This window comes from Micromonospora sp. WMMB235 (assembly GCF_001855515.1).
Taxonomy (GTDB): Bacteria; Actinomycetota; Actinomycetes; order Mycobacteriales; family Micromonosporaceae; genus Micromonospora; species Micromonospora aurantiaca.
In genome coordinates this window covers 727,761-741,673 of sequence record NZ_MDRX01000001.1, presented here as the reverse complement: position 1 = coordinate 741,673, position 13,913 = coordinate 727,761, and the positions used below count along the sequence as shown (strand labels likewise).

General features: G+C 75.2%; 11 protein-coding genes and 1 riboswitch. Of the genes, 6 read left to right on the top strand and 5 right to left on the bottom strand.

Annotation, left to right across the window (positions count from 1 at the left end):
• The 4 genes from BFV98_RS02985 to BFV98_RS02970 are packed head-to-tail and all read right to left on the bottom strand — an operon-like array spanning position 1 to position 8,259.
• Positions 1–1,113 (bottom strand): VWA domain-containing protein, encoded by a 1,113-nt coding sequence (locus tag BFV98_RS02985; RefSeq protein WP_013286602.1) that lies wholly within the window; start codon positions 1,111–1,113, stop codon positions 1–3.
• Positions 1,110–3,479 carry a DUF5682 family protein gene (locus tag BFV98_RS02980; RefSeq protein WP_071094807.1) on the bottom strand — a complete coding sequence of 790 codons (2,370 nt, stop codon included), beginning with the start codon at positions 3,477–3,479 and terminating at the stop codon, positions 1,110–1,112. Before BFV98_RS02980 ends, BFV98_RS02985 begins: the two co-directional genes overlap by 4 nt.
• Positions 3,476–4,579 carry an AAA family ATPase gene (locus BFV98_RS02975; RefSeq protein WP_071094805.1) on the bottom strand — a complete coding sequence of 368 codons (1,104 nt, stop codon included), beginning with the start codon at positions 4,577–4,579 and terminating at the stop codon, positions 3,476–3,478. The genes BFV98_RS02980 and BFV98_RS02975 overlap by 4 nt, the downstream gene beginning before the upstream one ends.
• Positions 4,576–8,259 carry a DUF4132 domain-containing protein gene (locus BFV98_RS02970; RefSeq protein ID WP_071094803.1) on the bottom strand — a complete coding sequence of 1,228 codons (3,684 nt, stop codon included), beginning with the start codon at positions 8,257–8,259 and terminating at the stop codon, positions 4,576–4,578. Before BFV98_RS02970 ends, BFV98_RS02975 begins: the two co-directional genes overlap by 4 nt.
• Before the next feature lie 140 nt (positions 8,260–8,399).
• Here BFV98_RS02970 and BFV98_RS02965 point away from each other — a divergent pair, with 140 nt between their 5' ends.
• Both BFV98_RS02965 and BFV98_RS02960 read left to right on the top strand, forming a co-directional pair.
• The gene (locus BFV98_RS02965; RefSeq protein ID WP_176921667.1) at positions 8,400–8,579 is read left to right on the top strand and encodes a hypothetical protein; all 180 of its coding nucleotides are present in this window, start codon (positions 8,400–8,402) and stop codon (positions 8,577–8,579) included.
• Positions 8,576–9,244, top strand: a complete 669-nt coding sequence (locus BFV98_RS02960) for a response regulator transcription factor (protein WP_013286609.1) — start codon at positions 8,576–8,578, stop codon at positions 9,242–9,244. Before BFV98_RS02965 ends, BFV98_RS02960 begins: the two co-directional genes overlap by 4 nt.
• A gap of 26 nt (positions 9,245–9,270) precedes the next feature.
• On the opposite strand, the gene BFV98_RS02955 is transcribed toward BFV98_RS02960, so the two are convergent.
• A complete protein-coding gene (locus BFV98_RS02955) occupies positions 9,271–9,600 on the bottom strand; it encodes a hypothetical protein (protein WP_013286610.1) in 330 nt (109 codons plus the stop codon).
• 135 nt (positions 9,601–9,735) lie between these two features.
• On the opposite strand from BFV98_RS02955, the gene BFV98_RS02950 reads away from it, so the two are divergent.
• From BFV98_RS02950 to BFV98_RS02935, 4 genes are all read left to right on the top strand, one after another.
• Positions 9,736–10,467, top strand: a complete 732-nt coding sequence (locus BFV98_RS02950) for a histidine phosphatase family protein (protein WP_071094799.1) — start codon at positions 9,736–9,738, stop codon at positions 10,465–10,467.
• Positions 10,451–11,314, top strand: a complete 864-nt coding sequence (locus BFV98_RS02945) for an NAD(P)H-hydrate dehydratase (RefSeq protein WP_071094797.1) — start codon at positions 10,451–10,453, stop codon at positions 11,312–11,314. Before BFV98_RS02950 ends, BFV98_RS02945 begins: the two co-directional genes overlap by 17 nt.
• A gap of 148 nt (positions 11,315–11,462) precedes the next feature.
• Complete coding sequence (locus tag BFV98_RS02940) at positions 11,463–12,947, top strand: S8 family serine peptidase (protein ID WP_013286614.1); 1,485 nt, start codon at positions 11,463–11,465, stop codon at positions 12,945–12,947.
• 104 nt (positions 12,948–13,051) lie between these two features.
• Positions 13,052–13,552: a hemerythrin domain-containing protein gene (locus BFV98_RS02935; protein ID WP_047892399.1), complete on the top strand. Its 501-nt coding sequence runs from the start codon at positions 13,052–13,054 to the stop codon at positions 13,550–13,552.
• A gap of 262 nt (positions 13,553–13,814) precedes the next feature.
• Positions 13,815–13,904: riboswitch (ZMP/ZTP riboswitch) on the top strand.
• Positions 13,905–13,913: the final 9 nt, after the last annotated feature.

The following is a 13,913-nucleotide window of genomic DNA, read 5'->3' as shown; positions in this document are numbered from 1 at the left end:
CTACCGGCCCACGTGCTCGGCCACGAACGCGGCCAGCTCGCCCGGCGTCATCGCGCCGACCGCCGCGCCCACGTCGGCCAGCCGCTGGGCGGTGGCCCGGTCGTACGCCGGGTCGGCCTCCTCGTCCAGCGCGGCGAGCGCGAGCACGTGCGTGCCCTGCTCCACGAGTTGCTTCACCGACCGGACCAGACGTCCGGCGTCGCCGCCCTCGTAGAAGTCGGACACCAGCGCGACGATCGACCGGCGCGGGTTCTCCACGAGCTGCGCGCCGTACGCGACCGCGCGGGCGATGTCGGTACCGCCGCCGAGCTGCACCTTCATCAGCAGCTCCACCGGGTCGTCCACGTCGGAGGTCAGGTCGACCACGTCGGTGTCGAACGCGACCAGGTGGGTCCGCACGCCGGGCAGCCCCCACAGGCAGGCGGCGGTAACCGCGGCATGGATCACCGAGCCGAGCATCGAGCCGGACTGGTCCACCAGCAGGATCACCTGCCAGCGGTCCAGGTGGCGGCGGGTACGGGAGAAGAAGTGCGGCTGCCGGACGTGCAGCCGGCGCTCGTCCGGCCGCCAGTGCGCCAGGTTCGCCCGGATGGTGCGGCGTACGTCGAAGTTGCGGGCCTGCCGGAACCGGCTGGGGCGACGCGCCCGGGGCCCGGAGAACGACTGCCGCACCTCCCCTGCCAGCCGCTCGACCAGTTGCCGCACCACCGCCTCGACCAGCTTGCGGGCCAGCCGCAGCACCTGCGGGTCCATCAGGTGCTTGGTGCGTAGCACCGCGCGCAGCAGCGCCGGGTTCGGCTCGACCCGGGCCAGCACCGCCGGGTCGGTGACGACCTCGTGGATGCCGTACCGCTCGACCGCGTCGCGTTCCAGCCGCTGCACCGTCTCCTTCGGGAACAGCCGGGTGATCCCGTCCAGCCAGTCCACTGTGGTCAGCGCGGAGGGACCGGATCCGCCGCGCCGCACGTCGCGGCGGCCGAGTTCCGCGTCCCTGCCGTAGAGCCAGTCCAGCGCGGCGTCCCGGCCGGCCGCCTCGGCAGACAGGCCGCCCAGGCTGTCCTGCGCGGCGTCGCCGAGTACCAGCCGCCAGCGTTCCCGCATCGGGTCGGTCACGTCCGGTCCCCCTCCCACAGCCCTTCCCGGGTCAGCACCGCGTCGACCCGCTCCTCCACCGCGCGGGCGGCGGCCACCAGCAGCGGGTCGGCGTCCAGCCGCAGCAGGTCACCGGGCGGCGCGTCGCCGCCGTGCAGCGCCTGCACGTGCCGGGCCACCTCCGCCCGCTCGCGGGGCGGGAACCAGCCGAACGCCTGCCGCAGCGCGGGCAGCGCCACCAGGAAGTCGTGCGCGCCCATCGCGGCGAGCAGTTCGTCCACCACTGTGAGCAGCGCCGCGTCGCCGCTGACCACCTCCTCCCGGGCCAGCGCGAACAGCCCGGACAGCCAGTCGCCGAGCGTGTCCGGCGCGGCCACGGCCCGGACCGCGCGGGCCGCGTCCGGCACGTCCCCCAGCGACCAGGCCAGACCCAGCGCCGCGCCGCGCAGGTCCGGCGGGGCCGCCGGGTCGGCCGCCACCCGCCCGGCCACTGCCAGCGCGCCGTCCCGGTCGAGCCCCAGCGCCGGGCCGGCGTGGCGAACCGCGTCCCGGACCGCGACGAGCGCGGTGAGCCGGCCCGGGTCGGCCGCCGCGGCCGTGGCGCGCACGCCCTCGACGAGCCAGAGCGCCCGGCGTACGGCGGCGGTGATCAACGCGCCCAGCGGGGCGGTCCCGGCGCTGCCGAGCAGCCCGTCGTGCCGCCACAGCGCCAGCGCCACTGCGAGCGCCCGGCCCAGCGCCCGCAGGTCGGTGACCGCGCCGGTGGCACGGGCGATCGCGGTGAGCGTCCGGGTGGAGTGCTCGGGCAGCCCGGCCAGCGCAGTGTCGAACAGCGTCGTGGCGAGCGCGTCGACGTCCGCGCCGAGCAGCGTCACCCGCTCCTCGATCCGGGCGGTGACGGCGTCCAGCACGGTCGGCCCGTACCCGCCCGCCTCGATCACCCGGGCGAGCCGGTCCGCCGACGGCGCGGGCGACCAGCGTTCGGTGAGCAGCGCGTCCGCGCCCACCCGGGGGCCGCGTTCCCGGACGTGACCGGGTACGTCGAGCAGCCGCAGCCGGTGCAGCAGGCGGCTGCGGGCCAGGTCGCCGGCGACTGTCAGGTCCAGCTCGGCCGCCTCGTGCGGATCGATCCGGTGGCGTTCCAGCTCGGCGTCGACGTCGTGCACGAGCGGCGGCAGCGGCGTGTCCGGGTGCAGGCGGCCCACCCGGTCGCCGCTGAGCGCGGCCACCATCTCCACCACCACCGGGTGGGCACCTGGTGCCAGCATGCCCCGGGTCGCCCACGGCAGCGGCTGGTCGAGCGCGTCGGTGACCAGTGCGGACACCAGCCCGTCGAGCACGTCGACCCGGCCCGGGTGGGCGTGGCCGCGCAGCCGGGCCAGGCCGCCGGCCATGCTCCGGGCGGCGATCAGGTCGGCGGTGGAGACGGGCTGCCGCCGGGCACGCAGCCGGGCCGCCACCGCCTCGGTGAGCGCCTCCGCGGCCCGGCGCGGGCCGTCCTCCCAGACCCGCTGGTAGTACGCCGGTGACGGCATCCCGGACTGGTAGCCGACGAACGCGTCCAGGCGCCGGAACGAGTACGGCACGAGGTAGCTGCCCGCCACCGCGTCCGGAGCCGGGGCGGGCACCTCCGGCCAGTCGTCCTCCTCCGGTCCGGTGCCGTCCGGGCCCGTGCCGTAAGGGCCGGTGCCGTAAGGGCCGGTGCCGTGCCGATCGGCGCCGTCCGGGCCGACGGTCAGCCGGACCAGGGCGGGACGGTGGAAGCCGCCGGTCACCACCAGCACCGGGCGGCCGGCGGCCCGGCGGCGGGCGGCGCGTACCCAGCGGGCCATGTACGCCTCCCGGGCGGTGTCGTCAGCCCCGGCCGCCGACTCGCCCCGCAGCACGTCGAAGTACATGTCCAGCCGCTCGGCCAGCCCGTCGTCCGGGCCGATCTCGAACAGGTGGTCCCAGAGCGCGTCCACGTTGTCCACGGCGAGCGTGGCGCACAGCCGGCGCACCGCCTCGGCGTACCGCTGGTCGGCGTCGGCGTACCGGTTGGCGCGGTCGGACAGCGCGGGATGCCACGCGGGCAGGTCGATGAACCGCAGCTGCGCGCCCACCTCCCGCCCGGCGGTCAGCGCCACCCACTCCGGCGAGTACGCGCAGAACGGGCTCCAGGAGGCGTGCCGCCGGGTGCCGTCGCGGTGCGCGGTGAACACGGCGATCGGCAGCTCGTGGTCGAGCAGCAGCTCGTCCATCCGCCCGTTCAGGTCAGCCGGCCCCTCCACCAGCACGTACGCCGGGCGCAGCCGCGCCACCGTGGCCGCGACCAGCCGGGCGCAGGCCGGACTGTGGTGCCGGACGCCGAGGAACGTGACGCCGCCGGGCGCCTCGGTGGCGCTCACCCGGGCAGCAGGTGCCGGGCGTCGTGCACCGCCCGCCACTGCGCGCCGGAGCGGCGGGACACCTGCTGCTCCAGGTAGCGCCGCAGCCGGGCCAGGTCCTCCGCGTCGTCCTTCGCGGCGGTGCCGGCCAGGCAGGCGACCAGGTCGGCGGCGTCGCCGGACTCGCCGCGCAGGAACCAGCCGCGCAGCCCGACCGCGTGCGCCACCGACACCGCCTCCGCGGTGCTCATCACCGCCGACAGCCGCTCCATCGCGTCGCCGCGTTCGGTGATGCCGGTCCGCAGCTCCCGGAACGTGGTGACCAGCACCTCCAGCAGGTCCCGCCGGGGCGGCGCGGTCACGCCGGAGCGGCGCAGCAACTCGCCCGCCTCGGCCTCGACCAGTTCCAGCTCGGTGCCGAGGTCGGGGATCGGGAAGACGGTCTCGAAGTTGAACCGCCGCTTCAGGGCGGCGCTCATCTCGTTGACGCCCCGGTCCCGGGTGTTCGCGGTGGCGATCACGTTGAAGCCCTCGCGGGCGAACACCATGGCGTCGGCGCCCGGCAGCTCCGGAACGGCGAGCACGCGGTCCGACAGCGGGGAGAGCAGACAGTCCTGCACCTCCAGCGGGCAGCGGGTGATCTCCTCGAAGCGGACCACCCGCCCCTCGGCCATGCCGCGCAGCAGCGGCGCCGGCACCAGCGCGCGCGGCGACGGGCCGTCGGCGACCAGCAGCGCGTAGTTCCACGAGTAGCGGATCTGGTCCTCGGTGGTGGCCGCGCCGCCCTGGATGGTCAGCGTGGAGTCGCCGCTGACCGCGGCGGCGAGCAGCTCCGACAGCAGCGACTTGGCGGTGCCCGGTTCGCCGACGAGCATCAGGCCGCGGCTGGTCGCCAGCGCCACAAGCGCCCGGTCGATGAGCGACGGGTCGCCGACGAACTTGCGCCGGACCCCGGCGGCCGGGTCGCCGAGGATGAACCGGCGGGCGGCGCGCAGGCTCAGCCGCCAGCCCGGCGGGCGCGGGTCGCCGTCGTCGGCGGCCAGCGCGGCCAGCTCGTCGGCGTACCGCACCTCGGCCGGGGGACGCTGGGCCCGCTCGGCGGCCGGATCGAGCGCGGTCACCGGGTCACCTCCGCCAGGTCGCGCAGCACCTCGGAGAGGGTGACGTCGTCGAGGTCGCCGAGGCGGACCTTGCCGCCGCGCTGGAACCAGTCGCCGCGCGGCACGTCGTTCACCCAGATCGCCTCGATCTTCTGGTCCGGGAACATGTCCACCACCCCGACCGCGATGCCGGGGTCGAGGTCGATCACCACGGCCCGGCCGCCGGGGGCCTCGCGCTCCAGCCAGCTCTGGATGCCGGCGTCCTGCGGCATGCCGCGCCGCCAGCCCCGCCGTTCCAGGCTGAGCAGCCGCCCGGCCGGGACCGTGACACCCGCGTGCCGCCGCAGCAGCGTCTCCGCGCGCTCGGCCGCGTCCAGCCGGTACACCTCGCGGCCGAGCTGCGGGAACGGCTGGAGGATCTCGTAGTCGGCGAACACCTCCGCCCAGGCCGGCACCGCCGCGCCGAGGCTCAGCGGGTGCGCGATGGTGACAGTGGCGTCGTCCGGCAGCGTGTACGTCTCGTCGTCGACGTCGGCGAGCGTGCGGTCCTCGGCGACCCGGAACGCGGTGACCACCTGACCGGCGTCATCCACAGTGGCCCAGACCAGCCGGCGGACGACGTGCCAGAGCAGCGGGTGGGACAGGAAGTAGCGGCGGAAGTCGGCGGCCGGCCAGCGCCGCCCGGTCACCATGGCCGCCTCGAAGCGGCGGATCTGGTCGGCGGCGAGCGTGCGCACGTCCTTCTTCAGGCCGGCGAAGCGCTTGTGCGCGGCGGGCGCCGCCGTGGCGTCGTCCCGGGCGCCGGGCTTGGGCAGGTCCTTGCGGCGGGCGCCGGAGCCGTCCACCACGTACGGCTTGAGCTGCTCGTCGAAGCCGACTGTGAACCGGCGCGGCCCGTAGTCGAGGACGAGGCTGCCGTCGGCGTCCAGCCCGAGGTCGGGCACCAGGCGGTCGCCGAGCTGCTCGGGCGTTAGCCCCAGCCCGTCGGCGACCTCGGTGACCTTGCGCGCCGCCTGCTCCCGCAGGCCCCGGAACTTCACCTTCTGCGAAATGCCGTAGAGGTGCATCAGCGCCACGTCGGTGCCGATCTGCGCCAGCACCTCCAGGCCGGTCACCGCCCGGGTGTGCTGGCTCTCGCCCGGCCAGGCCCGCACCAGCGGCGCGAGCCGCCGCGCGGTCGAGTCGTCGCCGAGCAGCCCCAGCGCGGTGAACGCCCAGCCGTCCTTCGAGGGCGCACCGGCGCTCTGCCAGCTCTCGAACAGCGCCCAGGCGAACTCCGCCAGGGAGTCGGTGTCGCACGCCGCGCGGACGACCTCCACCCCCGGGTACGGCTCGCCGGGCGGGGAGATGGCGAGCATGGTGCAGAGGTGACGGACCGCGTCGGCGGGCAGCGCGGCGGAGCGGTCCCGCAGCAGCACCTGCGGCAGCACCGCCGGGTCCAGCCACGCCGGCAGGCTCGGCATCCGGGCCGGGAGCTGGGCCAGCGGGTCCGCGTCGAGCATCGCCGTCGCGGCGGCGAGCGCCTCCTCGCCGTGCTCCCGGGCCACACCGAGGAGCACACCACGGTGCTCCGCGGCGACCAGCCGCAGCGCCCGCTCGGCGGCCCGGCGACGCGGGCCGGGCTCGCCCAGGGCCGCCGGCAGCAGCGCCCGCACGGCGTACTCCGGGTGCCGCCGCAGCCAGGCGCGGGCGACCGGGCGGCCCGTCTTGAGCCGGTCGAGCCAGTCGGCCATCAGGTCGGCGACCTCACCGTCGGTGTACGGCAGCAGCACCTCGCCGACGCTCTTCGGCGCGGTGCGGGCCAGGTGCAGGGCAGCGGGCAGCGCGTCCAGCTCGTACCGGCCGGCGAGGCGGGACATCCACTCGTCGGCTCCCCAGGACTCGTCGGGCCGCCAGGACGGCAGCAGCGGCCGGGCCAGCTCCTCGGTGGCCCGGACGAAGAAGTGGATCGCCTCGTACGATCCGGCCCGCCCGGCGGCGACCTCGGCGGCCAACACGCTCAGGTCGTCGCCCCGCCACCAGCCGGACCAGCCGGGCACGATCGCGGCCCACCGCTCCCGCTCCCCCGGCAGCCAGGCCGTCGCGGACCCGGTGGGCCGGTTCAACCCGCCCACCACAGGCGGGTCGGCTCGTGGGCGCCGGACCGTCCAGGGCGGCGTCACCAGCACCGGCGGCAGCCGGTCCGGCGCGGCGACCGGCAACGCGGACGCGTCGTCGCGGATCCGCTCGACCCGTTCCCGCCGCGCCGGATCAAGCATCGGCAGCGCCGCCTCGACGGCGGCCGGGTTGGCCAGCACGTGCGCGCGCAACAGGGTGGCGGCCTCCCGCGCGGCCGGGCTGCGCCCCTCGGCGGCCGCGGACACCAGGCGCACGCCGCGCACCGGGAAGCGGCGCAGCATCTCCGTCATGGCGGGCGGGACGTACTTACGGTCCAGCCGGTCGAGCAGCGCCGCCATCGGCTCGTCACCGGGCAGGGCGGCCAGCAGTGACACCAGCCGCTGCCGCGCGTCCGCGCCGACGTGTTCGTCGTCGAACCACCCGGCCAGCACCGGCGCGATCGGCGGCCCGACCGCCGCGGTGGCGGTGACGATCGGCGCCTGGTCGTACATCAGCCGGTAGACCTGCAGGTGCCCGGCGAGGGTGTGGATCGCGTCCACGTCGTCGACTGCGCCGAGCAGCAGTTCCGCGAGCAGCGGACCCCCCTCGCGCGCCACGTCGGCGACGTCCTGGGCCACCCACTCCCGCTCGGTCGGCAGCAGGAACGAGGTGACCGCCCGCGCCGCCAGCGGCCCGGACCGGTACGGGACCAGCGCGGCGCGGGCCGCTGCGTAGTCGGCCTCGCGGGCCGCCGCGAGATGCGCGCGGACCCGGCGTAGCACCCCCTGACGCAGGCGCCAGTGGCCGTAGTTGTGCGCCTTGTTCACCTCGGCGCGGCCCAGCGAAAGCGGAGACGCCGACCCGGTGGCCGCCACGGTGATCTGCTCGGTCGCGGCGACCGCCGCCCCGGCCGGGCCGAGATCGGCGGCCAGCAGGTCGGCGAGGGCCACCCCCTGCTGGTCGCGTGCGTGATAGCCGAGCGCCACGGCCACTGCCGCCACCAGCGCGGCCCCGCCCAGCGGACCGGGCCGGCCGTCGAGGTAGCCGCGCAGCGCCGGACCCAGCTCCGGATCGTCGGTGGCCCGTGCGGTGGCGGCGACCGGTGCGGCCACCGAGTCCAGCACCTTGCGGCCGGCGGCGCGGCCCTTCGCGGCGCTCGGCAGGCCCGGGCCGGGTGTGCCGCCCCAGCGCGGGACCAGCATCCGCCGCCAGGCGGCCGGAACCTCGAACGCGTCCTCGTCCGGCAGCTCGCCGGCTTGCGATGTGGCCGACGGCGCCCCGGCCGGGACGCTACCGGCCGAACCGGCGGCGGCCGGATCGGCACCGGCCGCTTCCGGGTCGCGGCTCGGCGCAGCCGGCTCGACGGCGGGCGTTCCGGTGTGCCCGGCGGAGGGCGCGGCGGTCGTCTCGGCGTACCCCTTGCGCAGTTTCTCCGCGATCAGCCGGTCGGCGTGCGCGGCGGCCTTGGCCGGCGAACCCAGTTCCTTGACCTGGGTGCGGCCCTGCGCGCCGATCGATCCATAGCGGACCGTCACCGTCGCGTCGCTCTGCCCGACCTCCCAGAACTTGGCCGAACCGCCGCCCACGAACTCGAATCTGCGCACACCGTCTCCTTGATCGCCCGCAGTGTGCGGGGACCATAACCGGCCCCACCGACACCCGCGACGCCGCCGGGCGCGCTACTCGCTCCGCAGTGCCGTCGCGGTCCGGGTCCGGGCCGCCCACCCGCCGGCAGCAGCGCTCCTTGCGGATCGAGGTCGGCAACACCGAGCCCGGCGTACCGGCTGCCACCGGGGTGTCGGGCGGGCGCGGCCTGATCGGGCTGCGGGAGCGCCTCGCCGTCTACGGTGGGACGTTGCGCGCCGGCGCCCGGCCGGGCGCCGGTTACCACGTCGAGGCCGTGATCCCGTGGGAGGCGACATGACGGTACGAGTGGTGGTCGCCGACGACCAGGCACTGGTCCGTACCGGGTTCCGCATGATCCTCACGGCCGGTGGGGTGGACGTGGTGGCCGAGGCGGCGACGGGCGCGGAGGCGGTGGACGCGGTCCGCCGCACCAGGCCCGACGTGGTGCTCATGGACGTGCGCATGCCCGAGCTCGACGGCCTCGAGGCCACCCGCCGCATCCTCACCGGGGCCGTCGCGGCGCCCCGGATCATCATCCTCACCACCTTCGACCTGGACCAGTACGTCTACGCCGCGCTCGCCGCCGGGGCGAGCGGCTTCCTGCTCAAGGACGTGACGCCGGAACATCTGGTGGCGGCCGTACGCATGGTCCAGGACGGTGACGCGCTGCTCGCACCCGCCATCACCCGCCGGCTGGTGCGGCGCTTCGCCCGCCGCGACCCGCAGACGGCGACTGTGCACCGCGACCTGGCCACGCTGACCCGGCGCGAGACGGAGGTCCTGCGCCTGCTGGCCGGCGGCCTGAGCAACGCCGAACTCGCGGAGGCGCTGCACCTGTCCGAGGCGACTGTGAAGACCCACGTCGCCCGGATCCTCGCCAAACTCCGTCTGCGCGACCGGGTCCAGGCGGTGGTGGTCGCCTACGAGACGGGCCTCGTGAGTCCCGGTTCGCCGGAGGACTGACCGATCCGGCGACGGTCGTCACGTGCTCAGGTGATCAGCAGCGCGCCGACGACAATCAGCGGCACCGAGACGAACAGGAAGATGCCGACGCCGGTGAGCACCCGCCCGCCGCCGCCGTCCTCCCGCTCCGGCGCCAGGCCGAACGTGGAGCGGGCCGGCAGCATGCCGATGCGGCTCAGCGTGAGATCGCCGGTCATCCCGATCACGGCGCCGACGATCATGAACGCCACCCCCAGCCGGTGCGTGAAGTCCCCGCCGCCGACCGCCACCCAGATGCCGACCGCCGCCGCGATCACCACCGTGGCGATCAGGAAGAGCACCAGCGCCTCCCGCAGACCCCGCACCACAGTCGCCATGTGCGCCTCCCTCGGACCCGGACCGTCCGTCCCGCGTCGTGGGACATTGTGCCGGGTCGATGCACTGCGGCGCAGTCCCGCGCCGGGCCGGTCCGGCACGGTTATCCCCGGTCGAGCCCGGGTACCGGGAGCCGCATGGCGGAGTTGGGATCGCTCTGGATCGTCCGGCACGGCGAGAGCACGGCGAACGTGGCGGCCACGGCGGCCGAGACGTCCGGCGCCGAGCTGATCGACCTCAGCCACCGGGACGCGGACGTGCCGCTGTCACAGACCGGCGAGGAGCAGGCACGGGCGACCGCCCGCTGGCTGGCCGGGCTGCCGGAGTCGAGGCGGCCGGACGTGGCTGTGGTGTCGCCGTACCTGCGTGCGGTGCGCACGTCCGAGCTGGCGCTCGACGGCACCGGGATCCCGGCGAGCGTCGACGAGCGGCTGCGCGACCGGGAGCTGGGCATCCTCGACGGGCTCACCGGCCACGGCGTGACCCGGCGCTACCCGGAGGAGGCGCAGCGGCGTACCCGGCTCGGCAAGTTCTACTACCGCCCGCCCGGCGGCGAGTCCTGGACCGACGTGGCGCTGCGGCTGCGGGCGCTGCTCGGCGACCTGCGCCGCGACCACGAGGGGGGCCGGGTGCTGCTGTTCGGCCACGACGCGCTGGTCTTCCTGCTGCGCTACCTGGTGGAAGGGCTCACCGAGGCGGAGCTGATGGCGCTGACCCGCGAGCACGTGATCGCCAACTGCTCGGTCACCGCCTGGCACGCCGACGACGCCGGCCGGCTCGTGCCGGAGGTGTTCAACGACGTCGCCCACCTGCACCGGCAGGGGGCGAAGGCCACCAGGGAGGACGAGGTCAATGCCGAGCCGGTCTGACGTGATCACCCCCGCGCTGCTGCGGGACTGGGCGCTGCCGGTGCCCACCGGCGGCAAGGAGGCGCGCGGCACCGTGCTGGTGGTCGGCGGCTCCCGGTTCACCCCCGGCGCGGTGCTGCTGGCCGGGGTGGCCGCGCTGCGTGCCGGGGCCGGCGTGCTCCAGCTCGCCGCGGCCGAGTCGACGGCCCCGTCGCTGAGCATCCAGGTGCCCGAGGCGCTCGTGATCGGCCTGCCGGAGACCGACGACGGCGCGGTACGCGGCGACCCGGGCGACCTGCTCGGCGGGCTGGTCGCCGAGGCGGACGTGGTGGCCGTCGGCCCCGGCCTGAAGGACATCGAGGCCACCGGGGAACTGCTGCGCCTGGTCCTGGACGCGGCCGGCCGGGAGACCGCGCTGGTGCTCGACGCGTACGCGCTCGGCGCGCTCAGCCACGCGCCGGAGCTGCTGGCCGGGGCCAGCCGCAAGGCGGTGCTCACTCCCAACCTGACCGAGGCACGGCACCTGCTGGGACGCGATCCGGGCGACGACCTGGACGCCGAGGCGGTGGAACTGGCCGGCCGGTACGACGCGGTCGTCTCGCTGTACGGGCACATCGCGACGCCGGACGGCCGGGCCTGGCGGGAGGAGAGCGGGGACGCCGGACTGGGCACCTCGGGCAGCGGCGACGTGCGGGCCGGGCTGCTCGCGGGCCTGCTCTCCCGGGGCGCCGACCCGGCGCAGGCGGCCTGCTGGGCGGCGTTCGCGCACGCGGTGAGCGGGCAGCGGCTGGTCCCCCGGTACGGGCGGATCGGCTTCCTCGCCCGGGAACTGCTGGACGAGATCCCCTACACGATCGCCACCGTCTGACGATCCACGTCACCGGGATCCCACCACGTGTAACACCCCGGGAGGCGGTGGCGCTGGTCCGGGCGAGGCCGGTACTTCGCCGTGCCTCCGCCCGGACCGCAGCCCGCTCAGGGGTGCGGTCCACCCGCACGAACCCCTGGGAGTCTGTGTGAACAACCTCCGTCGCAAGACACTCGCCGCGGCGTCGGCAGTGACGCTCGGCGCCGGGCTCGCCCTCGTCGGCGGCACGGCACCGGCCGCGGCCGTCGGACCGGAAACCTCGTACATCGTGCTCGCCCCGCAGGGCAACAGCACCGCCAAGGCCGCCGCCCGCGTGGCGGCCGCCGACGGCACCGTGGTGGCCGCGTACGACAAGATCGGTGTGCTGGTCGTGCGCTCGTCCGCCCCGGACTTCGCCACCCGGGTGGCGGGCGCCGGCGTCGAGTCGGTCGCCTCCACCGCCGGCCTGGGCACCGCCCTGGACGAGGGCGAGACGGTCGAGGTGCCGGCCGCCGCCGTCGCCGCGGCCACCGGCGACCCGACCGCCGAGCCGCTCTACAACCTGCAGTGGGACATGCCCCAGATCCGCGTCCCGCAGGCGCACGCCGTGACCGGCGGCAGCCCGTCGGTCGTGGTGGGTGTGCTGGACAGCGGCATCTCCAGCAGCCACCCGGACCTGGCGACCCAGATCGCCAAGGACAAGAGCGCCTCCTGTGTGGGCGGCGTCCCGAACACCGCCGAGGCCGCGTGGAACCCCACCACGAGCGACCACGGCACCCACGTGGCGGGCACCATCGCCGCCGCGGTCAACGGCGTCGGTGTCACCGGTGTCGCCCCGGGCGTGAAGGTCGCCGCCGTCAAGGTGGTCAACGACGACGGCTACATCTTCCCGGAGGCCGCGGTCTGCGGGTTCATGTGGGCCGCCGAGCACGGCTTCCAGCTCACCAACAACAGCTACTACATCGACCCGTGGGAGCTGAACTGCCGCAACGACGCGCGTCAGCGCCCGGTGTGGAAGGCCGTGCAGCGGGCCCTGCGCTACTCGCAGTCCCAGGGTGTGCTGCACGTCGCGTCCGCAGGTAACTCGAACTACGACCTGGCCCACAAGATCACCGACACCGGCAGCCCGAACAACGGCACGCCGGAGGAGCGCGAGAACCTCACCAACGCCTGCCTCGACCTGCCGGCCGAGGCGCCGGGCGTGGTGACCGTCGCCGCCGTCGGCCCGACCGGGGAGAAGAGCTACTACTCCTCGTACGGCCAGGGCGTGATCGACGTGACCGCGCCGGGTGGCGACACCCGGTTCCGGACGCAGGGCGCCCGCTCGACGTCCGCCGACGGCATCCTGTCCACCACCTTCAACACCGCCACCCGCACCAACGGGTGGGGCTACAAGCAGGGCACCTCGATGTCCGGCCCGCACGCCACCGGCGTCGCGGCGCTGGCGCTGTCCGCGCACCCGGGCATGAGCCCGGGCCAGCTGGCCTCGTTCCTGGAGCGCACGGCGGTGGCGAAGTCCTGCCCGTCGGGCGTCTACAACCCGGTGCCGCTGATCCCGGCGGGCCCGAACGCGTACGACGCGACCTGCTCCGGCGGGAACCGCAACGGGTTCTACGGCGCCGGCGTCGTGGACGCGTACAACGCGGTGAAGTAACAGGTACCCGCTGACCGGGCCCGGCGATCACGCCGGGCCCGGTCTGTTTGTCCTGGTGGGGCACCGGGTAGGGGGGCACCGTCAGCCGACTTAGGAGGTAACCGGTGTCCACCGATGCGATCGTCCTGCTCAAGGAGGACCACAAGGAGATCCGCCGCCTGTTCAAGGCCTTCCAGGAGGCCGAGGAGGGACCGGCGAGCAAGCGCGGGAAGATCGTCGGGCAGATCCTAGAAGCCCTCACGGTGCACACCTACCTGGAGAACGAGGTGATGTACCCGGAGGTCCGCAAGCTGGTGCCCGACGTCGAGGACGACGTGCTGGAGTCGTACGAGGAGCACCACGTCGCGGACGTGCTCTGCTTCGAGCTGTTCACGATGGACGCCGGCGACGAGCGCTTCAACGCCAAGACGACGGTGCTGATCGAGAACGTGCTGCACCACATCGAGGAGGAGGAGCAGGAGTGGTTCCCGAAGGTCCGCGAGGCGCTCGGCCGTAGCCCGCTCCAGGAGATCGGCCAGCGGATGCTCGACCTGCGGCCGAAGGCGCCCAAGACGCCGACCGCCCCGAAGGCGCTGAAGAAGTCGCTCGACGCCGTGGTCGCCTGACACCGGCACCGCCTTCAGCCGGTCCGGGATGATCTTGCCGGCGGCCACCTGGATCTTGTTGACCAGCGAGCCGGCGGCGACCTTGTGCCCCCCCTTCGTCAGCGCCTCGAACGCGTCCTCGGCCACCGTGGGTGGGTCGTCCGTGGGCCCCTGGCCGACCCGGGTGCCGGTCATGCCGGCCCGGTCGAAGAACTCCGTGTCGGCCGGGCCTCCCCGGGACGGGCGGCCCAACCCCGCAGGTCCCGGCCGGGCCGGTAGGATCGGCACAGGCCGTGACTGGCGCGTGGAGATGGAGCACCATCGGGGAGCGGCCTCGTCATGAGGACGCATGCCGAGCGCCTGGGCCTTCCGCACGTCACCT